This is a genomic window from Fulverythrobacter ferritrahens, assembly GCF_020539485.1.
GTDB lineage: Bacteria > Pseudomonadota > Alphaproteobacteria > Sphingomonadales > Sphingomonadaceae > Andeanibacterium > Andeanibacterium ferritrahens.
Genome location: NZ_JACDXU010000002.1, coordinates 553,456 through 576,171, shown reverse-complemented (window position 1 = coordinate 576,171; position 22,716 = coordinate 553,456). Strand labels below are relative to the sequence as shown.

Here is a 22,716-nt window from a genome sequence, read left to right as displayed (position 1 = left end):
GGACGAACGGGGGACGGTTGGCTTACTCCGTAGCCGCGTGCTCGTCCTCAGCGCTCAGCGAGCTGATCACCTGAGCGCATACCAGGTCGCCCACCACATTCAGCGTGGTGCGGCACATATCGAGGAACCGGTCCACACCCAGGATCAGGCCGATCCCTTCGGGCGGGACGCCCACCCCGTTGAGGATCAGCGCGATCACCGGCAGCGAGCCGCCGGGCACGCCCGCCGTGCCGATGCCCGCAAGGATGCACACCAGCATCACGAAGAACTGATCCGGCAGGGAGATGTCCACCCCGAAGAACTGGGCGAGGAACAGCACCGTCACGCCCTCGAACATCGCGGTGCCGTTCTGGTTGGCCGTGGCCCCGATGGTCAGCACGAAGCGCGCAATGCGCGGCGGCAGCCCGAGCCCCCCTTCGGCCACCCGCAGCGAGGTGGGCAGAGTGGCATTGGAACTGGCGGTGGAGAAGGCCATCACGCTGGCCTCTCGAGTCTCGCGGAAGAAAGCGACAGGGCTCTTGCGCGCAACGAATTTCAGCAGCGCGGGGAACACGCCGAACATCTGCAGGCCCAGCGCCAGCAGCACCACACCCACATAGGCAGCCAGCTTCACCAGCAGATCCCAGCCGAACTGGGCCGAAAGGTTGAACATGAAGCAGAAGATCGCCAGCGGCGCGAGCTGGATCACGATGCCGATCAGCCGCATGGCCACTTCGAACACGCCTTCCACCGCATCCTTCAGCACCGCCGTGCGCGGCGTGTTTACCAGCAGCAAGCCGATGCCGAAAAACAAGGCGAAGAACATGACGGCGAGGATGTCATTATTGCTCATCGCGCCGATGATGTTGTTGGGCACAATGGCCACGATCTGGCTCACCCCCATCTCGCTTTCGGCGGAGGCGGCGACGATGCCCGCGGCATTCTCCCTGCCCTGCTCCAGCAATTCCTGCGCGGCAGCGGGATTGACGCCCTGGCCGGGCCTGAGAATGTTCACCAGCGCCAGCGAGAGCGCCACCGCAATTCCCGAGACGATCACCGTATAGACCAGCGTCCTGATCCCGATTGCCCGCAGCAGGCGAATCTCGCCCATCTCCGAAATGCCGACCACCAGTGCCGAGACCAGCAGCGGGATCACCAGCATGAACAGCAGGCGCAGGAATATCTGGCCGATGGGGCCGGTGACATAGGTCACGACCGCATCAACCCAGGCCGCATCGGCAGCAAAGCTGTGCACTGCCAATCCGCCGACCAGCCCAAGCAGGAAGCCGAACAGAATCCGCATCTGCAGCTTGCCATGGCCGGCAGGCGCGGCGTCCTTTGCCATTTCGGCAGCGTCGGTCATTCGTGAATCCCCCGGGAGTTCTGCGTCGTCAGTGACTTGCGTACGCTCGCAATCGCGAGAGGATTTATCAAGCCCCCAGAGCGGCCAGCACAACTCTGCGATATATCCGCACCAGCGTTTCCAGATCGTCCACCGCCACGGCTTCGTCGCGCTTGTGCATCGTGGCGTTGAGCAGGCCGAATTCGATCACCGGGCACAGGTCTTTCAGGAACCGCGCATCCGACGTGCCCCCGCTGGTCGAAGCCTCGGGCGAGAGCCCCGTCTCGGCCTCCACTGCTTCGGCAATGATCTGCGAGAAGGCCCCCGGCGGCGTCAGGAATGGCTCGCCATAGATGATCGGGCGGGCGCTGGCGCCATGCCTGTGCGCGATCTCCGTCACTCTCTGCGACAATTCGGCGCCGGTATGCGTATCGTTGAAGCGGATGGAAATGCGGGCGCTGGCGCGGGGGGGAATGACGTTGGTGGCCGGATTGCCCACGGTGATCTCGGTTATTTCGAGATTGGAAGGCTGGAACCAGTCATTGCCGTCATCCAGTTCCATCGCGTCCAGATCGGCCAGAAGCGCCACGAGGCGGGGGATCGGGTTATCCGCCAGATGCGGATAGGCGACATGGCCTTCGCGCCCTTCCACCTCGAACCATGCGTTGATCGAACCACGCCGGCCGATCTTCATCATGTCGCCCAGCCGGTTTACCGAAGTCGGTTCCCCCACCAGGCACAGGTCCGGGATTTCGCCCACCACGCGCATATGATCGATCAGGGCGCGCGTGCCGTACATCGCCTCCCCTTCCTCGTCCCCGGTGATGATCAGGCTGACCGTTCCGGCATCGGCGGGAATATCGTGCAGCGCCGCGATCATGGCCGCGACCGCGCCCTTCATGTCCACGGCGCCGCGCCCATAGAGCAGATCCCCGCCCGGCACGCTGCGGCGTTCCGGCACGAAGGGATCGCCCGTCCAGCCCTCGCCGGCGGGCACCACATCGACATGGCCGGCAAAGGCGAAGTGCTTCGATCCTTCCGGCCCCTTGCGGATGGCGAAGAGGTTCTCCACCGGCCCGGCAGGCGGATCGCCGGCGATGAAGCGATGGACCACGAAGCCCAGCGGCCGGAGCATGTCCTCAAGGCAATCGAACACCGCCCCCGTGGCCGGTGTGACGGAGGGGCAGGCGATCAGCGCGGAAGCAAAATCGACGACGTTCGCGGATGGTTCTGTCATGGCTGGACAAGCGCATATGGGCTATGCGCGGGCGATACAAGGAGGAGCGCCCCGCCATGCCCAAGCTCGACGTCGAAGCCATCCCGCAATCCAACGCCACCGGCTATCCCGCACCCTTCGACCGGGAAGTCGAGGGCCGCTGGTGGCGGCGCCTGGCACCGGCGGGCGGGCTGACTGCCTTCGGGGCGAGCCACGTGGTCCTGAAGCCGGGCGCATGGTCTTCCCAGCGCCACTGGCACGAGGGTGAGGATGAATTGCTGGTGATGCTCGGCGGAGAAGCCGTGCTGGTGGAAGACGATGCCCGCACCGTGCTGCGCGCAGGCGATGTCGCGGCATGGGCGATGGGAACCGCCAATGGCCATCATCTGCGCAACGAAAGCGATGCAGATTGCAGCTTCGTGGTGGTTAGCGCCGGGGACCGGAGCAAGGGCGGCACCTATTCCGACATCGACATGGTATTCACCGAAAGCGCCTATCTCCACCGGGACGGCACGCCCTATCCCACCGACCGGATCAAGTGACCCGTCAGGCGCTGACGGGCGGCGCATCCCACTGGGCGATCACCCATTGTTCGTCCTCCGCCGCGTTGACCCAGTCCTGCATCCATTCATGTTCCCACAGGGCCTGCATATAGGCCTCGGCAAAGCCGGGCACGCCGATGCCATAGGTCAGGAAGCGGCTGACGATGGGGGCATAGAAGATATCGGCAGCGCAGAACGTGCCGAACAGGAAGGGCCCGCCCGCGCCGAACCGCGCCCGCGCCTCTGCCCAGAGGGTGAGGATGCGAACGATATTGCCCTTCACCTCATCCGTAACCTGCACGCCTTCAAAGCGGCGGCGGACATTCATCGGCATGGCGCGGCGCAGGGGGAGGTAGGAGGAATGCATTTCCGCCACCATGGAGCGGGCCATGCCGCGCGCGGCATCGTCCCGGGGCCAGAAGCGATCCCGCCCGACACGGTCGGCTAGATATTCGAGGATGGCGAGGCTGTCCCAGATCACCACGTCACCGTCCCACAGGATCGGCACCTTGCCGCCGGAGGGTGCGAAATCGCCCTGCTCGCGCTTGGCCTCTTCCCAATCCTCGCCATTGATGTTGACGGTAAGCTCCTCGAAATGGAGCCCGGATTGCTTGACTGCCAGCCAGCCGCGCAGGGACCAGCTCGAATAGTTCTTGTTGCCGATGATCAGCTTCACAAGGCCCGCCTTTCGTTCGCCGGGATGCCCTAAGCATTCATCCTGCCGCTGTCGAGGCTGAACAATGTTACACCAGTTACAGTCCCAACCAGGGTCGCCAGCCCGCCAGGAGACCTTTCGCCTGCTTCGGGAAATATAGGGCTGGCGTTCCATCGACCGGCCCATGCCGGATCGGAAGGCTGTAGGAACACGCTTTGGCGCTGGCAGGAAACACCTGCCGCAACCGGGCTTCCACACCCGGCACTCCGGCGCATCGGGCGGAACGCAGCAGCTCTGTATCCATTTTCCGGACATACCCAATCCCGGGTAGCGGAGAGGAGTAAGACCGATGGAAAACCGGCCCAACCAGAACCAGAATCAGGATCGCAACCGTCAGGCCGAACAGCAGGGCGGCGCCAATCGCCAGCAGGGCGATCAGACCAACCAGCAGGGTGGACAGGACGCCAATCGTTCCCGCCAGCAGGAACAGGAACAGGGCAACCGCCGCCAGCAGGGCGAACAACAGGATCGCCAGCAGGGCAATCAGCAGAACCGCTGACAGTTTACGCGATCCAAGCGGCGTTCCGGCCGGCTCCCTTGCGGGGGCCGGCCGGCGTCGTTTCACGCTTAGAAGCGGGTGCTCAGTCCCACATTGATCGAGCGGCCACGGCCGGGCACCGGGCGCAGATCGCCCGTGACACCATAATCGCCCAGCGACATGCCGCCCAGCGGCAGGGCATAGGCCCGGTCGAACAGGTTTTCGGCCTCAAGGCTCAGGCGAACCCCGGCGACCGTATAGGCCGCGCTGAGGTTCACCAGCGCATAGTCCCCGGTAACCGGCTCGTTGCGCGTGGTGTCAACGCGGGTCTTTTCCGCCACCCATTGCAGCTCCGCGCCCAGTTCCAGCGCGCCCTGCCGGTGATCGAGCGCAAGGCGGGCATTGAACGGCATCTGGCGATAGACCGGCCCGCCATCGGTGAGGTTATCCCCCCGCAGCCATGATGCAGCGGCGTTCAGGCGCGTACCGTCCTGCCCTTGGCCGCGCCACAGGTCGATCCCGCCGGACAGGTCCACGCCGTAGAATTCGGCTTCCTGATTGGCGAATTTCAGCTGCACGAAGGGCGAAGGCATGCCCATCATGTCCGGCAGAACCTTCACGAACTGCGCGTCGATATAATCGCGGACATGTGTGTAATAGGGCGCGATCCGCAGCGACCAGCCCTGCGATCCGCCACCAAGGTCCAGCGCGGCGCTGACAGTGTCGGCCCGTTCCGGCTTCAGGTCCAGATTGCCGATATAGCCGTTGCCGTCGCCATACCAGCCGATCATCCGGCTGGCCATGCTGCCCACACCCCAGCTGTAACGCTCGTAGATGTTCGGAGAGCGCGCCTTGTGGGCATAGCCCAGTTCCAGCGCGACCATGTCCGATGCCTGCCAGGTCAGCACGAAGGAACCCGACCAATTATTGTCGACCCGCTGGTGGTCGGCGGCATTGAAGGCATTGGCCGCGCCGACGTCGGGATTGGCCATGCCCATCATTGCCATGCTGGTCATGCCCATGCCGCCCATTCCGCCCATAGGGATCGGGTCCATCGGATTATAGGGCTGTACATCGCCCGCATCCATTTCCACCCGGTCATACCGCAGGCCCGCCACGGTGGAGAGGCGGTCGCTCCAGTGGCGTTCCCATTCGGCATAGGCGCCGATCCGGTCCCGCGTGGCGGCATTGATGTTCACATAGGTGTTGGGGCTCATCATCGTGCTGCCGGCAACCGGCGGCCAGTAATCATTGAGCCACTGGTGATGATATTCGCCGCCCAGACGCACTGTGTCATGCATCGAAAGGGGCAGTTCCACCTTGGCCGAGGCATCGAAGCTGTGGACCTCGGTATTCATCGGCATGGAGCCCGGAAGCTTGTCTTCCAGGAAGTTCATCACATGGTCCGTGTCGCGCCAGGCTGCGGCAAGGTCCAGCTTGCCCCAGTTGAATACGCCGCGATAGCTGCCGTTGAGGAACCAGCTCTTGTTGGAGGTCATGTCCATCCACTGGTTCACGAAGCCTTCGTAGGGCGAGAAGTGATAGCCGCCCTTCAGCTGGAACAAGCTGGAGCCGCCCTGCACCGCCAGCGCCAACGCGTGGTCGGTCTTGGCATATTCGCTGGAGCGGACCATCCCGTCATCCCCACCGCCATCATACTGGTCCGACTGGGTGTAGGAGCCGGTATAGGTCGCGCTGACGTGCTGGCTGGCCGCCGTCAGCCGCAATGCGCCGCCAAAACCGTCGCCATTGGAACGGTAGAAGGTGGAAGCCTCCCCGGTGATGAGCATCGCATCGCCCGTGGCGAATTGCGGCGGAGCGGCATCCACCGCGATCACGCCGCCAATATTGTCGCCGCCCTTGCTGACCGGGGCGATGCCGGTGAGCACCTGGATCGAGGCCACATTCTGCGGATCGGTGTAGGAAAGCGGCGAGTTCATGTCATTGGGGCAGGACATGTCGATCGCCTGCCCATCGACCAGCACCGTCAGGCGCTGTTCGGAAAGGCCCCGGATCGCGGGCATGGAGGAAAAGCCACCACCCGTCGCCACGCTGACGCCGGGAATGCGCGTGAGGATGGCCGCCGTGTCGCTGGTGGAGGCCTGACGGCGCGCGATGGAGCGGCGGCCCATCTCGCTGCCGGCAACCGGCCCGGTGATCACCACCGTGCCTTCCCCGCCCGCTTCCAGCGCGGTGTCTTCATCAGGTGCGGCCTCGTCCTGAGCGAAGGAGGGGGCAGCGAGCGAAAGGGTGGCGAGGCAGCAGCCGGCGGCAAGCGCGGCACGATAGGCGGAAATGCGAATAGTCATGGTCTTCTGGTCCCGTTTGTCCCCTCATGGGGATCGGCCCGACATAATGGCCCGCCCCGCCCGGCGGCGGAGAGGCAGCGTCATGCAGGCAGGCCGGAAACCGGCCCGCCAGTCAGAGCGCGAGGGCAGGAGGGCCGCGCAGGGGCGGCGAGACAAAGGGAATGGGGCGCAGCGCGGGCGAAACCATCGGCGCGAAGCCCAGCAGCAGGATGAAGGCAATTGCCGCTGCCAGCAGCAGCGGATCGGCCCCCGGCAGCCCGCCCATGCCCAGCGCGGTATAGGGGCAGTGACTGGCCTCCTGCGCGCGGCTGGTATCGGCATCGGCTTTCTTGCCCGGAATAGCCAGTTGCACGGTCTTCACCGTCTGCCCGTCACAGATGCGCATGGTCAGCGTGGCGCCCGTGGCATCCAGCATATAGCCCATCGGCACCAATGCCTTCAGGCACAACGCAAGCGCCAGCAGCAGAGCTGCCAGGCGGCGATGGCGCATCAGGAAGAGCCGGAGAGCGGACATGGCTGCCCCTCTAATACCATTTTCCGCGAAGGGAATTGATTTTGGCCAATCAGCCGGCACGCACGCGCTTCAGCACGTCCATCAGGCCGGTGATGTTCATCGCGCCGGGAACGATATAATTGCCGATCACCATGCCGGGCGTACCTTCCAGCTGAAGCTGGCTGGCCTGGCTCCGCGTCTGGCGCATCAGCGCGTCGATCTTCGCGCCATTGGCAGCGAGATCGGCCTGCAGCCGCTCCCAATCCACCCTGGCGGTGCGCGCGGCCGCTTTCAGTGCGGCCTCATCGAGCTTGCCCTGCGTGCGCATCAGCGCATCGTGGAAAGCTGCATGGCGGCCCTGAAATTGCGAGGCGATGGCCAGCCGCGCGGCGCGCTGCGAAACCGCGCCGAATACCGGCCAGTCGCGATAGACCACCCGCACCCTGGGATCGCGCTGCAGCAGGTCCATCAGCGAGAGGTGCTGTTTCTTGCAATAGGCGCATTGGTAATCGAAATAGAGGACGATGGTAACGTCATAGGCCTTGGGCTTCACCCCCGGCGCCAGCGGCGCTTCGGCCAGCGAAGCGCGGAAGGCCGCGCCCTGATCCGCCGCCGGAGAGGCACCTGCCAGCAACAGGCCCGCAGCCAGCGCGAAAAAGGGTGCGATTGCCCGTGCGGCGCGTTTCATGCCTGCTCTATCCTCTTGCCTGTCCGGTTGCGGGGCCCATTGGCGAACCTGCACGTTTGGCCTGACGGGCGAACCAGATCACATGCTTGGCCCCCTTGCCGTTGCTGCGCGCCCGCACCGCCACTTCTTCCACATCGAAACCCGCCTTGTGCAGGCGGGCGGAGAAGGCCGGGTCCGGCCCGGCGGACCAGATCGCCAGCACGCCGCCCGGGCGCAAGGCCTCCCGCGCGGCCAGCAGGCCCTGACGCGAATAGATCCGGTTATTCTCCTGCCGCACCAGCCCGTCCGGGCCATTATCGACATCCAGCAGGATCGCATCGTAAGTGGCGCGCGCATTGGCGATCACCAGCCCGACATCTTCCTCGATCAGCCGCACACGCGGATCGTCAAGGCAACCGGCGGCCACTTCCGCCATTGGCCCGCGCGCCCATTCGATGATCTGCGGCACCAGTTCGGCCACGGTCAGCTTGGCATCGGGGCCAAGCATCGCCAACGCCGCGCGCAGGGTGAAGCCCATGCCATAGCCGCCGATCAGCAGATGCGGCGCGCGCTGCCCGGCGATCCGTTCGCAGCTCATCGTGGCGAGCGCCTGCTCCGAACCGCTCATGCGCGTGCTCATCAGCTCATTGCGGTCCAGCACGATCATGAAGTCGCGCCCATGGCGGAACAGGCGCAATTCCTCGCCGCCCGGCACCTGGGCCGTGTCGATCAGTTCGCGCGCGATCATTGCTGGCGATTACAGCTCGACATCGGACAGCACGGCGGCGCGCAATTCATCGATGCCCATCTTCTTTTCCGCCGAGGTGACATGCACCACGGGGAAGGCGGCAGGATGTTTGCGCGCTTCGGCCTGCGTGGCGGCAAGGGCTGCTGCCAGATCGCTGGCCTTGATCTTGTCGGCCTTGGTCAGCACCACACGGTAGCTGGCGGCGGCCTCATCCAGCATGGTCATCATCTCGACATCGACCGGCTTGGGGCCGTGGCGGGCATCGATCAGCACCAGAGTGCGCTTCAGCACCTGCCGCCCGCGCAGATAGTCACGCACCAGCATCTTCCACTTCGCCACCACCCTGGGCGGCGCCTTGGCAAAGCCATAGCCGGGCATATCCACCAGCCGGAACTGGGTGGGATCGCCGACCTCGAAGAAGTTCAGTTCCTGCGTGCGGCCCGGCGTGACCGAGGCGCGGGCAATCGCCTTGCGGCCCGTCAGCGCATTCAGCAGCGAGCTTTTGCCCACGTTGGAGCGCCCGCAAAAAGCAATCTCCGGCGCGCTGGGGTCGGGCAGGAACTTGAGTTCCGGGGCGGATTTGAGAAACTCCACCCGCCCGGAAAAGAGCTTGCCGGCGCGTTCCGCCAGATCGTCTATGTCATCACTCATGGCGCGCGGCCCTCAGCCCTTCTTGTCGCGCGCCTTGGCCCGCTCCTGATCGCTCTTGTCCTTCTCCGCCTGCGCCTTCAGCTGCGGATGACGGCTGTAGAGATAGGCCTGCTGCGCGATGGTGAGCAGGTTGGACGTACACCAGTAAAGCAGCAGACCGGTCGCGAACGGGGCCATGACGAACATCATGATCCACGGCATGAACATGAACATCTGCTGCTGCACCGGGTCCATCTGGGCCGGGTTCAGCTTGAACTGCAGATACATGGTGAAGCCCAGCAACAGCGCCAGCGGCCCGATGGCCAGGAAGCCCTCCGGCGTGAAATCGAGCAGGCCGAACAGGTTCAGGAAATGCACGGGGTCGGGCGCGGAAAGGTCCTTGATCCACAGGGCAAAGGGCTGGTGGCGCATGTCGAGCGACAGGATCAGCACCTTGTAGAGCGCGAAGAAGATCGGGATCTGCAACAGCAGCGGCAGACAGCCCGCCAGCGGATTGACGCCCTCTGCCTTGTAGAGCGCCATCACTTCCTGCTGCTGCTTCTGCTTGTCGTCCTTGTAGCGTTCCTGCAACGCCTTCATCTTGGGCTGAATGGCGCGCATCGCCGCCATGGAAGCGAACTGCTTCTGCGCGATGGGGAACATCAGCCCGCGGATCACCACGGTAAGCAGCATGATCGCCACGCCGAAATTGCCCACCAGCGCGAACAGGTGCTTCAGGAGCCAGAGGATCGGCTTTTCGAGAATTTCGAACCAGCCCCAGTCGATCGCGCGGCTGAAATTGGGAATGCCGGCATCCTGATAGGCACCCAGCACGTCGCTTTCCTTGGCGCCTGCGAACAGGCGGGTAGTGCGGGTGAAGGCCTTGCCCGCGGGCACGGTGACGGGCTGATAGTTGAGATCGGCCTGGAACAGCTCCCCGCCCAGCGAGCGGAACTGCGCATCGGCCTTCTGCCCGTTCTGCGCGACCAGCGCGGAAAGCCAGTAAATATCGGTAAAGCCCATCCAGTCGGGCCGGCCCGTGGGCCTGTCGCTGCCGCTTTCGGCCAGATCGTCATAATCCGGGCCATAGGTCACAGCTTCGTCGAAAGCGCCGATCGGGCCGGAATGGACGTTCCAGGAATCGCCGCTGGCCGTCTTGCTGGTGCGCTTGATCAGCGCATAGGGCTGCACCACCACGGGCGCTGCGCCAGTGTTGGAAACGGTCTGTTCCGCGGTGATCATGTAATGATCGTCGACCGAGAACTTGATGGAGAGCTGCTGGCCCTTGCCGTTGTTCCAGCTGAGCGTGACCGGCTTGCCGGGCGCGAGCGGACCGCCCGATGTCTGCCAGGGCGTATCCCCGGAAGTGGCAAGCTCGCCATCCAGCACGAAGCCGAACTGGCTGAAATATTCGGCCGGCGTGCCCGCGGGCGAGAACAGGCGGACGGGATCGCTGCTCTTGTCCAGATCGACGCGATAACGGTTGAGCGTCAGATCGTCGATCCGCGCACCGACCGGGTTGATCGAACCGGCAATCTTGGGCGCGTCGATCTTCACGCGGACGGGCGCGGCCAGATCGGTGGCGAGATCCTTGCGTTCTGCCGCGATGTCAGCGGCATTGTGCAGACCGCCTTCGCGATTGGTGCGCGAATGACGCAGCTTTTCGTCTTCCGCGGCGGAAGAGGATGCCTGCGTGCTCTGTTCGACAGCGGGCCGCTGCGGCTGGGGGAAATACCAGCGCGAAAAGGCCTCCCAGCCGAGCAGCATCAAGGCGCTGAGCACCACGAACAGGATGATGTTGCGCTTATTGTCCACTGGCGATCCTAGTTCCCGTCAATTCATCGGCTGACCGCGCCGCACGGATGCGACGCGGGTATTTCACGGCACGGGGTCGTACCCGTGCCCTCCCCAAGGGTGGCAGCGCAATAGACGCTTGAGCGCAAGCCATCCACCCTTCATCGCACCATATTTCTCCAGCGCCTCTATCGCATATTGCGAGCAGGAAGGCGCATAGCGGCAGCTAGGCGGCAAAAGACGTGAAGGGCCCAACTGCCAGAAACGCGCGACAAGGATGAAAATCCGCTTCATCGCCTTTTCCCGCGCGGACGGCGCGGCGCATCCCCCTTGCCCTGGGCGGCCCGCTGGAGAGCCGCGGAGAGTTCTTCCTTCAGCCGCGCGAAATCGCGTTCGATCCCGCCTTCCCGGCCGATCAGAACATGGTCATGATCGGGCAGTCCTTCAAGCGGCAGGATCGCACGGGCCAATTCGCGGAAGCGGCGCTTCATGCGATTGCGCACCACCGCATTGCCGATTTTCTTGGTAACGGTGATGCCGATCCGCTTGCCCAGCCCGTCATTCGGACGGGCGAGCAGCACGAATCCGAGGCGCGCCACGCGCAGCCCGTGATTCGCGGCGAGAAAATCCGCCCGTTTGCGCAGGGTGGAAAGGTCCGGCGGCATGGCCTGTTCCGTTAGCCCGAAAGCCTGTGCGCTGAAAGCGGCACCGGCCCGCTTCCTTGCCCGGCCGCCCGATAGAGGGCGACGAGGAAAGGCAGCGGGCCGGTGCGATGCGTAAAGCCCAGCCGGAGCCGGGCCCGCAAAGAGCCGCTAAATCAGGCGCTCAGCTTCTTGCGGCCGCGAGCGCGGCGAGCGGCAAGAACCTTGCGGCCACCAACAGTGGCGGTACGCGCGCGGAAGCCGTGGCGACGGCTGCGCACGAGATTGCTCGGCTGGAAAGTGCGCTTCATGATCTGAACCCTTCAGAAATTCCAAACTAAGCGCCACCGGGGCGACGCCAACAGAAAAGCCGCCAGCCCAAGGGAGGCGGCCATCAATATGCGGGGGCGGTTAGTGGAGCAGCGCAGCCAAGTCAAGATAGGCAAGCCTTGGTGCGCGTTCTTCCCCTTGCCCCTGCGGATGCTCCTTAGGCGAAAATGGCGCAAGGGCAACGCCCGGAGCATGGGCCAGCCGGCGGGCAGCCTGCGAACGGGCTGGCAGAGAATAGGCTGGCACCGGCCCGAATCGCACCCAGCCGCTCATCTCCCGGGCCGAGAGCCACCGCGCCTCCTCGAACGGCACCGAATTGGTCATAGCATAGAAAGCCTGCGCCTGCTGCGCGCTCATGCCCATCTCACGGTAATAGGCGATATATTTGCGGTTCTCTGGCGCGGAAGCGGGATAATCGTTCGCCTGCAAACCCGAATCATCCTCCCACGCATGGACCGCGAAGCTCGCCCCATCCTCGATGGTGCGATTCGCACCGGCCAGGAACAGTTCCACTGCGCCCGAACGAACCGAGCCCCCGCGCGGCACGCGCGTAGCGATTCCCGCCGCGCGAATCATCCGCCCGAGCTGGAGATTGGCGATATCATCGAAAGTGCCGGGGCATTCGATCATCTCCAGAGTGGCGATGCCGGGATAATCGCGCAGCATCGCCGCGAACTGGGCCGGGCTGCGATCATCGGTGATACCCAACAGAGCGGCATGGCTATCGTCGATCACGCGAAAGGGGCCGTAAGTTACGCCCTGGGCGAGAGCCCCGGGGACTTTCCCGAGCGGCGCTCCCGATACGAAACGGCCCGCCTGCCCGGCATCCGCTGCCGGACCATCATCGGCCACCTCATATTCCCACGTTTCCAGCACGGTCACCCGCGCGGTGGCGGGGACGTGCACCGCAAGGGCCGCAAGCATCGCGGCCAATAAGGCAAAGGCCCGCTTCATGCCTGGCAGACTGCCCCCGGGGGCCCTGCGCGAATCTCAGCAAAACTGCTTTACAGGCCGTTCACTCTGTTTCTCCGAAGCATTGCAGGCATAGGTCCAAAGCGGAGGGAATGAGGGAAGCGCCCATGGACAGGGCCGCGCGCGGCGTTATCGTCCCACACGAAAAGGACATTTGGGGGTCTCTTGGTCGCACTGGTATCGACGGTTGCCTATCTCGGGCTGGAAGCGCGCGCGGTTGAAGTGCAGTGTCAGGTGGCCCCGGGCATGCCGCGCTTCGCGATTGTCGGCCTGCCGGACAAGGCCGTGGGCGAAAGCCGCGAGCGCGTGCAGGCAGCGCTTGCCGCCATGGGCCTTTCGCTGCCGCCCAAAAGAATCACCATCAATCTCTCCCCGGCGGACCTGCCCAAGGAAGGCAGCCATTACGATCTGCCCATCGCCCTTGCCCTGCTCGCCGCCATGGGCGTGACCGACGGCGAACAATTGCAGGACTGGGTGGCAGTGGGCGAACTGGCGCTGGACGGGCGGATCGTGCCTTCCCCCGGCGTGCTGCTCGCCGCGATCCATGCCAGCCAGCAGGACAAGGGCCTGATCTGCCCCGTCGCGCAAGGGGCCGAAGCACGCTGGGCATCTGGCGTGCCAGTCTGCGCCGCGCCCGACCTCGTCAGCCTGCTCAATCACCTCAAGGGCACGCAGCGCCTGCCCGAACCGGAGCCGGGCCGGGTGGACGAGCCTGCGCGCGGGCCGGACCTGCGGCAAGTGAAGGGGCAGGAAACCGCCAAGCGCGCGCTGGAAATCGCCGCAGCCGGTGGCCACAATCTGCTGATGATCGGGCCGCCGGGCGCGGGCAAGTCGCTGCTCGCCTCCTGCCTGCCGGGCATATTGCCGGACCTCACCCCGCCTGAGGCGCTGGAAGTTTCCATGGTCGCCTCGGTCGCGGGGGAGCTGGAAGGCGGGCGAATCAGCCGCACCCGCCCCTTCCGCAGCCCGCATCATTCCGCCTCCATGGCCGCGCTCACCGGCGGCGGGCTCAAGGTGCGGCCTGGCGAAGTCTCCATGGCGCATCTCGGCGTGCTGTTCCTTGACGAATTGCCCGAATTCCAGCGCGCCGTGCTCGACAGCCTGCGCCAGCCACTTGAAACCGGCGAGGTCAGCGTGGCGCGGGCCAATGCCCATGTGACCTTCCCTGCACGGGTGCAGCTGGTGGCGGCGATGAATCCCTGCCGCTGCGGCCATCTGGGCGATCCGGCGCTGGCCTGCAGCCGCGCCCCGCGCTGCGCCGCCGATTACCAGAGCAAGGTATCAGGCCCGCTGCTCGACCGGATCGACCTGCATGTGGAAGTCGATCCGGTCAGCGCGGCGGACCTTGCCCTGCCCCCGCCCACCGAAGGCTCGGCCGAAGTCGCCGCCCGCGTCGCCCGCGCCCGCCAGCTGCAAAGCGCCCGCGCGGAAGAAACCGGCGCGCGCACCAATGCGGAACTGAATGGCGAGGCGCTGGATCGGTTCGCGACGCCGGACGAGGCCGGGCGCAAGCTGTTGCTCCAGGCGGCCGACGCCATGCGCCTTTCCGCGCGCGGCTATACAAGGATGTTGCGCGTGGCCCGCACCATCGCCGATCTTTCAGCCGTGGAGCAGGTCGGACGGATTCACATTGCCGAGGCATTGAGCTACAGAAGGCAATCACCGAGAGCCTGAAAAGCCGAGCAATGCCGAACGCCGAACTCTCCATCCGCCCCGCCACCGATCAGGATCACGATGCGATCTGGGCGATCATGGAACCTGTGATCCGCGACGGGGCGAGCTATCCCCTCGATCCCGGGCTCGATCGGGATGGGGCGTTCCAATATTGGTTCGCGCCGGACAAGCAGGTGTTCGTGGCCGAGATTGAGGGTGCGGTGCTGGGTACTTATTACCTCAAGCCCAATTCCACCGGCCTTGCCGATCATGTCGCCAATGCCGGCTATATGACCCATCCCGCCGCGCGCGGAAAAGGCGTTGCCAGCGCAATGGCGCGCGACAGTTTCCAGCGGGCGAAGGACGCCGGCTTCCTTGCCATGCAATATAATCTGGTGGTCGCCACCAATGAGCAGGCGCTGCGGCTGTGGCAGAAGCACGGGCTGCATGTGGTGGGTCGCCTGCCCCAGGCCTTCCGCCACAAGCGGCTCGGCCTGGTGGATGCGCTGGTGATGTACAAGCTGCTCTGAAATCGCCCAAAAACGAGACAGTAGCCTGTGGATCGCGCTTCGCTAGGCGCTTTACTTGCCCCGCAGGCCCCACATAGATGCCCCTCTATGGAGAAAGACACGCAGGACTTTCCCAAGCTGGGGGCAACTGGCGAGGAAAGCTATTTCGCACTGGTCGGCTGGTATGGCGCCAAGCTGGGGGACAGGTTTGTCCTCAAGATGCAGGGCTATCGTTCCAGCGAGAGCAAGGCACGCAAGGCCGTGGAAGTTTCGGAGTTTTTCCTGACTCGCAATCAGGCCGCGCAGCTGGGCTATTATCTGTTCCAGATCACCGGGCAGACCCCGCCACAGCCGCCGCCGCCCCGCGGCTGGTTCAGGCGCCTGTTCGGCGGCCCGCGCCGTCCGGCGCCCCCGCCGCCCAATCTCTAGGCCCAATCGAACTTCGGCCCTGTAAACCTGCCAGGGGCGGTTCTCCGCGCTTCCGGCTCCGTCTGAGCTGAGTGTCGGCCGGCCCTAGAGGTTCGGGCCGGTCAGGCCTCTTTCGAGATCGCCATTCTGGCCCAGCTTCGAACGATCCTGCCAGCGCAGTTCGTGATAGCCCAGCTCGCGCCCGTCATGGCCGTGAATGGTGATCGGGGCGATCGGCAGCCAGTCGCGCGAATCGACCAGCACCGGATTCGATGCTTCCTGCATCGTATATTTCTCGCCCCACTGGCGCAGGGCCAGCATGGCGGGCAGCAGATCGATGCCTTTTTCGGTCAGCCTGTATTCGATCTTGCGCCGGTCTTCCGGGCAAGGCTCGCGCTTCAGCACACCGTGCTCCACCAGCTTGGCGAGACGGTTGGACAATATGTTGCGGGCGATGCCCAGCTCGCTGAGGAATTCCTCGAAATGGCACAGCTTGTTGAACGCCGCGCGCAGGATCATGAACGACCAACGCTCGCCCATGACTTCCAGCGCTTGCGGCAGCCCGCATGCCACTACGTCTGATAAAGGTTCCCGCAGACTTCCATCCTCTTCCCGTCAGTCCAGCGCCTAATCGCCTGCACAATTGGCGAAGCGCAATATATTTCAAGTTGCAACTGGAAACCTATTTATATAGGTAGCAATTCGCAACTGGATATGGATCGTCGAGCCTTTGCCCGGGCGGTCCGTTGAGAGGGGATTCTGCCATGATCCGTTTCGTTACTGCTGCACGGCGCGCCAGAGGCGCCATGACCCTTTCCACTCTCGCTCTGGCTAGCACGCTTGCCGGACTCGCTCCCGCACCGGCCATTGCCGCGGACGGCGCCTTCTATCGCGCGGAGCTTGCCTCGCCGCTGGCGGCGCCGCGCCGCGAGATTCTCAACGGCGTGATCTGGACCTGCGCGGAATCGAGCTGCACCGGCACCAAGGGCGGTTCGCGGGCCGAGCTGGAATGCGCCCGCCTTGCCCAGAAAGTGGGCCCCATCGCCGCCTTCACCAAGGGCGATGATATGCTGGACCAGACCGGCCTGATGCGCTGCAACAGCTAAAGAGCCGCTGGTAACCGGCAACAGCTGACAGGTTTCGATCCCGGCCTCCTGCCCCCCATCCCCGGCCGGGATCAGAGGAGGGCTCCTGCGATCATACGCGGGGGCCCTTCTTTCTAGGGCCGTCTTTCCGGGGGCCTCAGCCCAGCAGGCCCAGTGCCTTCAGCTCCGCTTCCAGCGTGGCGGCATCGGTGAAGAGGTGGCCGTTCCAGCCGCATTCGCGCGCGCTGGCGATATTGGCGGGATTATCGTCGATGAACAGCATCGCCTCCGGTGCATGGCCGAAGCGGCTTTCCGCCAGCCGGTAAATCGCCGGATCGGGCTTGGCGAGCTTCTCCGTGCCCGAAACGACAATATCGCGGAACAGGTCGAACACCGGACGTTCCGGCCGGAAGGCGCCCCAGAATTCGTGCCCGAAATTGGTGATCGCATAAAGCGGCACGCCCTGCGCGTGCAGCGCCTCCACCAGTTCGATCGAGCCTTCCACCGGGCCCGGCACAGTCTCGTTGAAGCGCGTGGCATAGGCATGGATATGCGCTTCGTAATCGGGGAACAGCGCGATCCGTTCCGGCACCATGTCCGTCAGCGCGCGGCCATGGTCATGTTCGAAATGCCATTCTTCCGTCACGACATTGCGCAGGAACCAGTCCAGTTCCTCCTGATCGTCGATCAGCTTTTCGAACAGGTGGCGCAGATCCCAGTGATAGAGCACCCGCCCGACATCGAACACGACGGCGTCTATTTTTGCGGCAGTCTGGCTCATGAGTCACCTGGATCTAATGTTGGGCTGCCGGAGTCTGTGCCATCCCGCTCCCCCACCCGGCCACCCAAGCGATTATCCGAATGGATGGCCGGGTGGGGGAGCGAGTCGGAAGTTCCACTAATCACCCGAAGTAACACGCGGAAAACACGCATAAGAAAAGCCCCCGCTTTCGCAGGGGCCTCTCTTCAAATCCCGCCACGGCAAAGCCGCAGCGAGGCAGACATCAACCCTGGCGCGCCTTGAAGCGACGGTTGGTCTTGTTGATCACATAGGTCCGGCCACGGCGACGAATCACGCGGCAATCCCGATGGCGGTCCTTGAGCGACTTGAGGCTGTTGCGAATCTTCATGGCTCTATCTCGTCTGCGGGATTACCCGCTGAAAATTGAAGCCGCGCCGTTACGGGCGATGGGCTTCCAAGTCAACCTTCCCCACGGATTTCGCTCAATTTCCGCTCCCAGGCGAGCGCATGGGTGACGATCTGGTCCAGATCGGCATGCTGAGGCACCCAGGGAAGGGTCTGTTTGATCCGGCGGTTGTCCGAAATCAGCGAATCGGGGTCTCCCGCGCGGCGCGGGCCCATGATTCGTTCGATCCGGCGATTCGTCACCCGGTCCACCGCATCGAGCACTTCGAGCACCGAGAAGCCCCGGCCATAGCCGCAATTCATGGTGAGCGACTGATCCGGGCTGGCGATCAGTTCCTCCAGCGCCAGCACATGGGCGGCGGCAAGGTCCGAAACATGGATATAGTCCCGCACGCCGGTGCCGTCGGGCGTATCGTAATCCGTACCGAAGACCTGCACATTCGCGCGCTTGCCCAGAGCAGCCTCCACCGCGACCTTGATCAGGTGAGTGGCGCCCGCCGTGGACTGGCCGCTGCGGGCGGCGGGGTCGGCCCCTGCCACATTGAAATAGCGCAAGGCGCAATAATTCAGCGGATGAGCCTTGGCCGTGTCCGCCAGCATGATCTCCGTCATCAGCTTGGACATGCCATAGGGATTGATCGGCAGCTTGGGGCTGTCCTCGTTCACCGGGGAGACTTCGGGAATGCCATATGTCGCGGCGGTAGAGCTGAAGATGAAATGCTTCACTCCGCCCTTTACCGCCGATTCGATCAGGGCCCGGCTCTTGGCCGTGTTGTTGTGATAATATTTGAGCGGGTTCTCGACCGATTCGGGCACGATGATCGAGCCTGCGAAATGCATCACCGCGCCAATGCCCCGTTCCGCGATGATCCGCGCCATCAGCGCCGCGTCCTCTATGTCGCCTTCATGGAAGGCCACGCCATCGGGCACGGCGAAGCGGAAGCCGGTGGTGAGATTGTCAATCACGGTAACGTCCCAGCCCGCGTCGAGCAGGGCGAGGACGGCGTGGCTGCCGATATAGCCGGCACCGCCGGTCACGAGTACGGGAAGTCTGGTCATGGATCGGCTGCTACCATCGCTGGATGACCGTTTGGTCAATGATTTAGGAAAGAAGCGGTTCATAACCGGGCAATCCGCCGGAGCATAGGTGAAGCAGGCCACTCAAGAACAGACCGGACCCTCGGATCGCCATGCCTCATTTCCCCTCACGCTCTCATGCCCTGCGCGGCGGCCTTGCGGCCCTCACCACTCTGGCGCTGTTCCAGGCGGTTCCCGCGCTGGCCGGACCGCCGGTGTGGGATGGCGGATGGGGCAGGCCCTCCTCCGGCTTTGATAGCCCCTCCTCGCGCCTTTCCTCCCCCCGCCAGAAGGACATCGAGGGCGAAGTGGAAGTCAGCCGCTTCGTGGTGGAAGGCGATGCGGCCAAGGCGCTGGGCCATGGCCCGGTGAAGGTGGTGGTCCTTTCCAACGAGGGCGCCCGGCCAAGGCCCGGCAGCCGCGCCTATGACGACATGCCCCCGCCCGATGCCCCGGCAGAGGACCGCGGATCTTCCTATGGCCCGCCCCAGCCCTCCGCCTCCCCGGCACTGGGCGCGCGCGGCGACGACCGCGAGAATGCCACTTTCGAGGCGGCGGTAATCGATCAGCTGGTGAAGGCCGGCTATGAAACCCAGCCCGCCACCGGGGGCGAGGGGCAGGTTGTGGAACTGCGCATCACCCACGGCGTGGCGCAGCCGCCTGAAGCTCCGCGCAAGCCGGTGAGCGGCGAAATGGAAGTGGGCGTTTCCAATCGCGGCAATATGATGGGGCTGGGGATCAATATCGATCTGACCAAGCCGAAGAAGGCCCTGCTCTCCACCCGGCTGGAAGTCCGCATCCGCAATGGCGAAAATGGCGCCGCGCTGTGGGAAGGCCGGGCCGACATCGCCACGCGCGACGGCAGCGACAATTGGACCGGGCAGGCCATCGCCACCGAACTGGCCGAGGCGCTGTTCCGCAAGTTCCCCGGCAAGAATGGCGAGAGCTTCACTCAGCGCTAGGCCGCCGGCAAACCGCGCCTGTGCGCACCGCCCTTGCATCCTGGCCCCATTCCACCCAGAATCGCGGCAACCGCCCAGGGAGGGGCACGGAATGACCAGCAAGCGCATTGCCATCCTCGCCGCAGCATCCGCCGCCCTGTTGGGCCTGGCAGGCTGCATGACCCCTGTGGGCCCGGTGGAAGTCACCCGCTTCCATCAGGGCGCCGCGCAGCTGGGCCGTGGCACTATCGCCGTGGAAGCCGCACCGGGGCTGGACGCAAAATCGCTCGAACTGGCGACCTACAATCAGGCCGTTGCCCGGGAGCTGACGCGGCTCGGCTATCAGATAGTGCCTGAAGGCACCGGCGCGCAGGTGGCCATGGTGCGGCTGGAACGCGCAACGATGCAGCCTGGTGGAGAGCGCAGCCCCGTTTCCGTGGGCGGCGGCGCATCGGTGGGCAGCTATGGCTCGGGCGTCGGGCTGGGGATCGGCATCGATCTTTCCGGCAAGCCCAAGGCGCGGGTAAACACCCGGCTGAGCGTGACGATCCGCGATCGGGCGAGCGGCCAGACCCTGTGGGAAGGCCGCGCCAATTTCACGGTCAGCGCCAGTGCCCCGCTGGCCCAGACCCCGCTTGGCGCGCCCCGCATGGCGGCGGCCCTGCTCAGCGATTTTCCCGGCAACAATGGTGAAACGGTAGAAGTGAAGTGAGTTCCAACCCCATTCGAATCGACGCCGCCTTCGATGCCGGCAATATCGAAGTGCTGGAGATTTCCGGCGCCACGGCGAAGCTGGCGATCCGCAAGGACCATGAATCCGACTTCTTCCAGTGGTTCCACTTCCGCGTGGCGGGGGCCGAAGGGCGCGAACTGGTGCTGAAGATCACCGGGCTGAATGCCTCGGCCTATCCCGATGGCTGGCCCGGCTATCGCGCCTGCGTTTCGGAAGACCGGGATTATTGGGGCCGCACCGACACCAGCTATGACCGGGCGGAAGAGAACGGCACGCTGACCATCCGCTACACGCCCGAAGGCGGCACGGCATGGTTTGCCTATTTCGCGCCTTTTTCCATGGAGCGGCATCACGATCTGGTGGCGGAAACCGCCTGCTATGAAGGGGTGAGCCACCGCGTGCTGGGCACCACGCTGGACGGGCAGCCGATCGACTGCCTGGAAATGGGCGAAGGCGAGACGCAGGTGTGGCTCTATGCCCGCCAGCATCCGGGCGAGAGCATGGCCGAATGGTGGATGGAAGGGGCGCTGGAATGCCTGACCGATCCCGCCGATCCCGTAGGCCGCGTGCTGCGCGCCAAATGCCGCCTGCATGTGGTGCCCAACGCCAATCCCGACGGGTCGCGGCGCGGCCATCTGCGCACCAATGCAGCAGGCATCAACCTCAACCGCGAATGGGCGCAGCCCAGCGCGGAAAAGAGCCCCGAAGTGCTGGCCCTGCGCAATGCAATGGACGAAACCGGCGTGCACTTTGCCATGGATGTCCATGGGGACGAGGCGATCCCGGCAGTGTTCCTGGCCGGCTTCGAAGGCATCCCGTCCTGGACCGACGAACTGGGCGCGGCCTATGAACGCTATCGTTCGATCCTGAAGCGCCGCACGCCCGATTTCCAGACCGCCAAGGGCTATCCGGTCGCGCGGCCCGGGCAGGCGAACCTCACCATGTCCACCAATCAGCTCGCCGAACGCTATGGCGCCTGTTCGATGACGCTGGAAATGCCGTTCAAGGACAATGACGACCTGCCCTGCACGCAGCAGGGCTGGAGCGCGGAACGCTCGAAGATTCTGGGCCGCGACTGCCTGGCCGCGCTGGCGGAGTGGCTGGAGGGGTAGCGCCTTGGACTGTTACCAACTCGGCAAGGCAAAAGTGCCGATCCGGAGCATGTTGCCGCTTGTGAGGGCGTTCGCTCGGTTCACTTAATACGGAACAGGCCGTAGCCGGTTTTAGCTTCCAAGCGGCACTGGTCATCTTATTGGTGGCAAAATCCTGAGGCGAGCGAATGGCAAGAAACTTGATTGCGCGAATGTTCAGGCGAACGTCCGCTGAAGGCGGGGGAAAACACCTGCCCTTGCCATCCGCTCCAGACGAGGGGCAGGTTTACGCATTTCGTACCAAACCCTATTCAGAGTTCGCACCGCCGGAGACCGGGCGATATGCAGCCTTCAAGATTCTCGGAGCCACGGACAAGCAGGTTGCCGTTGCGGTGCTTGATGGCATCTGGCCTGAGGCGCCTGCCTTAAACGCTGTGCGGGCAAGCTCGATCGTTAACGAGCATCGTTTTGCGCATACAGGCAGGCCCGCCATCTTCGGAGTAAACCGCGACTGGTGGGAACCGGAAAAGGATCTGAATGAACTGAGCTACCTTGGGCAGCTGGCGGTTTCCCGTGCCGAACGATCCTTCGCCAAGGGGATATTCGAATTTGCTCCCGGTTCCCGCTTTTCGACCATCCACGCGGCCAATTATGCAGCGGAAGGCGAATGGCGTTGGTCGAATGATCGGGCTGCATTTGTCCACGAGCACGAGTTAAACAATGCAAAGCAAGAGGCGGAACGGGCAGCCAAAGAAGAGCGATACCGGACCAGGCTGAGCAAGTTGACCTGGGATCAGCTTCTCGCTGAGACACCCTTCGACAATTGGTCGCCATCGCCACCCTTCCCGCCAGAAGAGTTCGCTAACGCTGCGCGCAAGGTGATCCGGGAGGCCTGTCTCGCCATCCAAAAGCTGGGTTCAAAACCGCGCAAGGCGGAGGTCCGGAAGGTTCTCAAGCAAACGGTTCAGTGGTTCAACGACGCCGACGAACGGGCAGGTGGTGTGATCGAGACTGAAGAACGGGAGGACATCTGCGCCGTGTTGGAAGAGATGGCATTTGTCGCGCGACAGAAGGCCTTGGCCGAGGAAATTGACGCGTGGCGTGATTGGTGAGGTCGCGCGGGTCAGCGAACCGCGACGCAGTGGCGCGGACCCTGATCGAAAGTCTCGTCATCAACCACGACATGTCGTCGCACAATGTCGCCCGCTACATTCTC

Annotated in this window: 27 protein-coding genes; 10 read left to right on the top strand and 17 right to left on the bottom strand. The window is 64.3% G+C overall.

What is annotated here, in order from left to right; genetic code table 11:
* Positions 1-22: 22 nt before the first annotated feature.
* Both H0274_RS10840 and dapE read right to left on the bottom strand, forming a co-directional pair.
* Positions 23-1,342, bottom strand: coding sequence for a dicarboxylate/amino acid:cation symporter (locus H0274_RS10840; RefSeq protein ID WP_226795383.1), 1,320 nt, complete (start codon positions 1,340-1,342; stop codon positions 23-25).
* A 67-nt stretch (positions 1,343-1,409) separates the two neighbouring features.
* The gene (gene dapE, locus H0274_RS10835; RefSeq protein WP_226795381.1) at positions 1,410-2,558 is read right to left on the bottom strand and encodes a succinyl-diaminopimelate desuccinylase; all 1,149 of its coding nucleotides are present in this window, start codon (positions 2,556-2,558) and stop codon (positions 1,410-1,412) included.
* Between the two features lie 56 nt (positions 2,559-2,614).
* On the opposite strand from dapE, the gene H0274_RS10830 reads away from it, so the two are divergent.
* Entirely contained in the window at positions 2,615-3,079 is a 465-nt protein-coding gene (locus H0274_RS10830) for a cupin domain-containing protein (protein ID WP_226795379.1), read from the top strand.
* 4 nt (positions 3,080-3,083) lie between these two features.
* Here H0274_RS10830 and H0274_RS10825 read toward each other — a convergent pair whose 3' ends face one another.
* Complete coding sequence (locus tag H0274_RS10825; RefSeq protein ID WP_226795377.1) at positions 3,084-3,755, bottom strand: glutathione S-transferase family protein; 672 nt, start codon at positions 3,753-3,755, stop codon at positions 3,084-3,086.
* A 328-nt stretch (positions 3,756-4,083) separates the two neighbouring features.
* Here H0274_RS10825 and H0274_RS10820 point away from each other — a divergent pair, with 328 nt between their 5' ends.
* On the top strand, positions 4,084-4,293 hold the full coding sequence (locus tag H0274_RS10820; protein WP_226795375.1) for a hypothetical protein: 210 nt from the start codon (positions 4,084-4,086) through the stop codon (positions 4,291-4,293).
* A 68-nt stretch (positions 4,294-4,361) separates the two neighbouring features.
* On the opposite strand, the gene H0274_RS10815 is transcribed toward H0274_RS10820, so the two are convergent.
* From H0274_RS10815 to H0274_RS10770, 10 genes are all read right to left on the bottom strand, one after another.
* Positions 4,362-6,581, bottom strand: coding sequence for a TonB-dependent receptor (locus H0274_RS10815; protein ID WP_226795373.1), 2,220 nt, complete (start codon positions 6,579-6,581; stop codon positions 4,362-4,364).
* 112 nt (positions 6,582-6,693) lie between these two features.
* Positions 6,694-7,095, bottom strand: coding sequence for a DUF2946 family protein (locus H0274_RS10810; protein ID WP_226795371.1), 402 nt, complete (start codon positions 7,093-7,095; stop codon positions 6,694-6,696).
* A 49-nt stretch (positions 7,096-7,144) separates the two neighbouring features.
* Entirely contained in the window at positions 7,145-7,762 is a 618-nt protein-coding gene (locus H0274_RS10805; RefSeq protein ID WP_226795370.1) for a DsbA family protein, read from the bottom strand.
* 7 nt (positions 7,763-7,769) lie between these two features.
* Positions 7,770-8,489 carry a spermidine synthase gene (locus H0274_RS10800; protein WP_226795368.1) on the bottom strand — a complete coding sequence of 240 codons (720 nt, stop codon included), beginning with the start codon at positions 8,487-8,489 and terminating at the stop codon, positions 7,770-7,772.
* A gap of 9 nt (positions 8,490-8,498) precedes the next feature.
* Positions 8,499-9,140: a ribosome biogenesis GTP-binding protein YihA/YsxC gene (gene yihA, locus H0274_RS10795; RefSeq protein ID WP_226795366.1), complete on the bottom strand. Its 642-nt coding sequence runs from the start codon at positions 9,138-9,140 to the stop codon at positions 8,499-8,501.
* Positions 9,141-9,152: 12 nt separating this feature from the next.
* The gene (yidC, locus tag H0274_RS10790; RefSeq protein ID WP_226795364.1) at positions 9,153-10,934 is read right to left on the bottom strand and encodes a membrane protein insertase YidC; all 1,782 of its coding nucleotides are present in this window, start codon (positions 10,932-10,934) and stop codon (positions 9,153-9,155) included.
* Between the two features lie 63 nt (positions 10,935-10,997).
* Entirely contained in the window at positions 10,998-11,207 is a 210-nt protein-coding gene (yidD, locus tag H0274_RS10785; protein ID WP_226795360.1) for a membrane protein insertion efficiency factor YidD, read from the bottom strand.
* Positions 11,204-11,578, bottom strand: a complete 375-nt coding sequence (rnpA, locus tag H0274_RS10780) for a ribonuclease P protein component (protein ID WP_226795357.1) — start codon at positions 11,576-11,578, stop codon at positions 11,204-11,206. Before rnpA ends, yidD begins: the two co-directional genes overlap by 4 nt.
* 152 nt (positions 11,579-11,730) lie before the next feature.
* Entirely contained in the window at positions 11,731-11,865 is a 135-nt protein-coding gene (gene rpmH / locus H0274_RS10775; RefSeq protein ID WP_054531051.1) for a 50S ribosomal protein L34, read from the bottom strand.
* A gap of 100 nt (positions 11,866-11,965) precedes the next feature.
* The gene (locus H0274_RS10770) at positions 11,966-12,808 is read right to left on the bottom strand and encodes an alpha/beta hydrolase (protein WP_319018222.1); all 843 of its coding nucleotides are present in this window, start codon (positions 12,806-12,808) and stop codon (positions 11,966-11,968) included.
* A 213-nt stretch (positions 12,809-13,021) separates the two neighbouring features.
* On the opposite strand from H0274_RS10770, the gene H0274_RS10765 reads away from it, so the two are divergent.
* The 3 genes from H0274_RS10765 (at position 13,022) to H0274_RS10755 (ending at position 15,447) form a co-directional block, all read left to right on the top strand.
* Positions 13,022-14,530: a YifB family Mg chelatase-like AAA ATPase gene (locus H0274_RS10765; protein ID WP_226795353.1), complete on the top strand. Its 1,509-nt coding sequence runs from the start codon at positions 13,022-13,024 to the stop codon at positions 14,528-14,530.
* A gap of 11 nt (positions 14,531-14,541) precedes the next feature.
* Positions 14,542-15,039, top strand: coding sequence for a GNAT family N-acetyltransferase (locus tag H0274_RS10760; protein ID WP_226795351.1), 498 nt, complete (start codon positions 14,542-14,544; stop codon positions 15,037-15,039).
* An 87-nt stretch (positions 15,040-15,126) separates the two neighbouring features.
* On the top strand, positions 15,127-15,447 hold the full coding sequence (locus H0274_RS10755) for a hypothetical protein (protein WP_226795349.1): 321 nt from the start codon (positions 15,127-15,129) through the stop codon (positions 15,445-15,447).
* 84 nt (positions 15,448-15,531) lie between these two features.
* Here H0274_RS10755 and H0274_RS10750 read toward each other — a convergent pair whose 3' ends face one another.
* The gene (locus H0274_RS10750) at positions 15,532-15,999 is read right to left on the bottom strand and encodes a winged helix-turn-helix transcriptional regulator (protein ID WP_413463478.1); all 468 of its coding nucleotides are present in this window, start codon (positions 15,997-15,999) and stop codon (positions 15,532-15,534) included.
* 191 nt (positions 16,000-16,190) lie between these two features.
* Here H0274_RS10750 and H0274_RS10745 point away from each other — a divergent pair, with 191 nt between their 5' ends.
* Positions 16,191-16,532 carry a CC_3452 family protein gene (locus H0274_RS10745; protein WP_226795347.1) on the top strand — a complete coding sequence of 114 codons (342 nt, stop codon included), beginning with the start codon at positions 16,191-16,193 and terminating at the stop codon, positions 16,530-16,532.
* A gap of 136 nt (positions 16,533-16,668) precedes the next feature.
* Here the strand turns inward: H0274_RS10745 and H0274_RS10740 are convergent, their stop codons facing one another.
* The 3 genes from H0274_RS10740 to galE all read right to left on the bottom strand — a co-directional run bounded on the left by H0274_RS10740 (position 16,669) and on the right by galE (position 18,717).
* Positions 16,669-17,292, bottom strand: a complete 624-nt coding sequence (locus H0274_RS10740; RefSeq protein WP_226795345.1) for an HAD family hydrolase — start codon at positions 17,290-17,292, stop codon at positions 16,669-16,671.
* Between the two features lie 223 nt (positions 17,293-17,515).
* Entirely contained in the window at positions 17,516-17,641 is a 126-nt protein-coding gene (gene ykgO / locus H0274_RS10735; RefSeq protein WP_029941846.1) for a type B 50S ribosomal protein L36, read from the bottom strand.
* 71 nt (positions 17,642-17,712) lie between these two features.
* Positions 17,713-18,717, bottom strand: coding sequence for a UDP-glucose 4-epimerase GalE (gene galE, locus H0274_RS10730; RefSeq protein WP_226795343.1), 1,005 nt, complete (start codon positions 18,715-18,717; stop codon positions 17,713-17,715).
* A 131-nt stretch (positions 18,718-18,848) separates the two neighbouring features.
* Between galE and H0274_RS10725 the strand changes: the two genes are divergently transcribed.
* From H0274_RS10725 to H0274_RS10710, 4 genes are all read left to right on the top strand, one after another.
* On the top strand, positions 18,849-19,697 hold the full coding sequence (locus H0274_RS10725) for a DUF4136 domain-containing protein (protein WP_226795341.1): 849 nt from the start codon (positions 18,849-18,851) through the stop codon (positions 19,695-19,697).
* Between the two features lie 91 nt (positions 19,698-19,788).
* Positions 19,789-20,388: a DUF4136 domain-containing protein gene (locus H0274_RS10720; RefSeq protein WP_226795339.1), complete on the top strand. Its 600-nt coding sequence runs from the start codon at positions 19,789-19,791 to the stop codon at positions 20,386-20,388.
* On the top strand, positions 20,385-21,521 hold the full coding sequence (locus H0274_RS10715; protein ID WP_226795337.1) for a M14 family metallopeptidase: 1,137 nt from the start codon (positions 20,385-20,387) through the stop codon (positions 21,519-21,521). Before H0274_RS10720 ends, H0274_RS10715 begins: the two co-directional genes overlap by 4 nt.
* 167 nt (positions 21,522-21,688) lie before the next feature.
* Positions 21,689-22,612 (top strand): hypothetical protein, encoded by a 924-nt coding sequence (locus H0274_RS10710; protein ID WP_226795336.1) that lies wholly within the window; start codon positions 21,689-21,691, stop codon positions 22,610-22,612.
* Positions 22,613-22,716: the final 104 nt, after the last annotated feature.

Excerpts from the sequence above, each read along its gene's own strand:
- H0274_RS10770 (WP_319018222.1), bottom strand. The coding sequence starts at position 12,808 with ATGCTTGCGGCCCTTGCGGTGCACGTCCCCGCCACCGCGCGGGTGACC.
- yidD (WP_226795360.1), bottom strand. The coding sequence starts at position 11,207 with ATGAAGCGGATTTTCATCCTTGTCGCGCGTTTCTGGCAGTTGGGCCCT.
- H0274_RS10745 (WP_226795347.1), top strand. The coding sequence starts at position 16,191 with ATGATCCGTTTCGTTACTGCTGCACGGCGCGCCAGAGGCGCCATGACC.
- rnpA (WP_226795357.1), bottom strand. The coding sequence starts at position 11,578 with ATGCCGCCGGACCTTTCCACCCTGCGCAAACGGGCGGATTTTCTCGCC.
- H0274_RS10805 (WP_226795370.1), bottom strand. The coding sequence starts at position 7,762 with ATGAAACGCGCCGCACGGGCAATCGCACCCTTTTTCGCGCTGGCTGCG.
- yihA (WP_226795366.1), bottom strand. The coding sequence starts at position 9,140 with ATGAGTGATGACATAGACGATCTGGCGGAACGCGCCGGCAAGCTCTTT.
- H0274_RS10820 (WP_226795375.1), top strand. The coding sequence starts at position 4,084 with ATGGAAAACCGGCCCAACCAGAACCAGAATCAGGATCGCAACCGTCAG.
- H0274_RS10710 (WP_226795336.1), top strand. The coding sequence starts at position 21,689 with ATGGCAAGAAACTTGATTGCGCGAATGTTCAGGCGAACGTCCGCTGAA.
- H0274_RS10800 (WP_226795368.1), bottom strand. The coding sequence starts at position 8,489 with ATGATCGCGCGCGAACTGATCGACACGGCCCAGGTGCCGGGCGGCGAG.
- H0274_RS10720 (WP_226795339.1), top strand. The coding sequence starts at position 19,789 with ATGACCAGCAAGCGCATTGCCATCCTCGCCGCAGCATCCGCCGCCCTG.
- H0274_RS10830 (WP_226795379.1), top strand. The coding sequence starts at position 2,615 with ATGCCCAAGCTCGACGTCGAAGCCATCCCGCAATCCAACGCCACCGGC.
- H0274_RS10760 (WP_226795351.1), top strand. The coding sequence starts at position 14,542 with ATGCCGAACGCCGAACTCTCCATCCGCCCCGCCACCGATCAGGATCAC.
- H0274_RS10755 (WP_226795349.1), top strand. The coding sequence starts at position 15,127 with ATGGAGAAAGACACGCAGGACTTTCCCAAGCTGGGGGCAACTGGCGAG.
- H0274_RS10840 (WP_226795383.1), bottom strand. The coding sequence starts at position 1,342 with ATGACCGACGCTGCCGAAATGGCAAAGGACGCCGCGCCTGCCGGCCAT.
- ykgO (WP_029941846.1), bottom strand. The coding sequence starts at position 17,641 with ATGAAGATTCGCAACAGCCTCAAGTCGCTCAAGGACCGCCATCGGGAT.
- H0274_RS10810 (WP_226795371.1), bottom strand. The coding sequence starts at position 7,095 with ATGTCCGCTCTCCGGCTCTTCCTGATGCGCCATCGCCGCCTGGCAGCT.
- H0274_RS10725 (WP_226795341.1), top strand. The coding sequence starts at position 18,849 with ATGCCTCATTTCCCCTCACGCTCTCATGCCCTGCGCGGCGGCCTTGCG.
- dapE (WP_226795381.1), bottom strand. The coding sequence starts at position 2,558 with ATGACAGAACCATCCGCGAACGTCGTCGATTTTGCTTCCGCGCTGATC.
- H0274_RS10740 (WP_226795345.1), bottom strand. The coding sequence starts at position 17,292 with ATGAGCCAGACTGCCGCAAAAATAGACGCCGTCGTGTTCGATGTCGGG.
- galE (WP_226795343.1), bottom strand. The coding sequence starts at position 18,717 with ATGACCAGACTTCCCGTACTCGTGACCGGCGGTGCCGGCTATATCGGC.
- rpmH (WP_054531051.1), bottom strand. The coding sequence starts at position 11,865 with ATGAAGCGCACTTTCCAGCCGAGCAATCTCGTGCGCAGCCGTCGCCAC.
- H0274_RS10815 (WP_226795373.1), bottom strand. The coding sequence starts at position 6,581 with ATGACTATTCGCATTTCCGCCTATCGTGCCGCGCTTGCCGCCGGCTGC.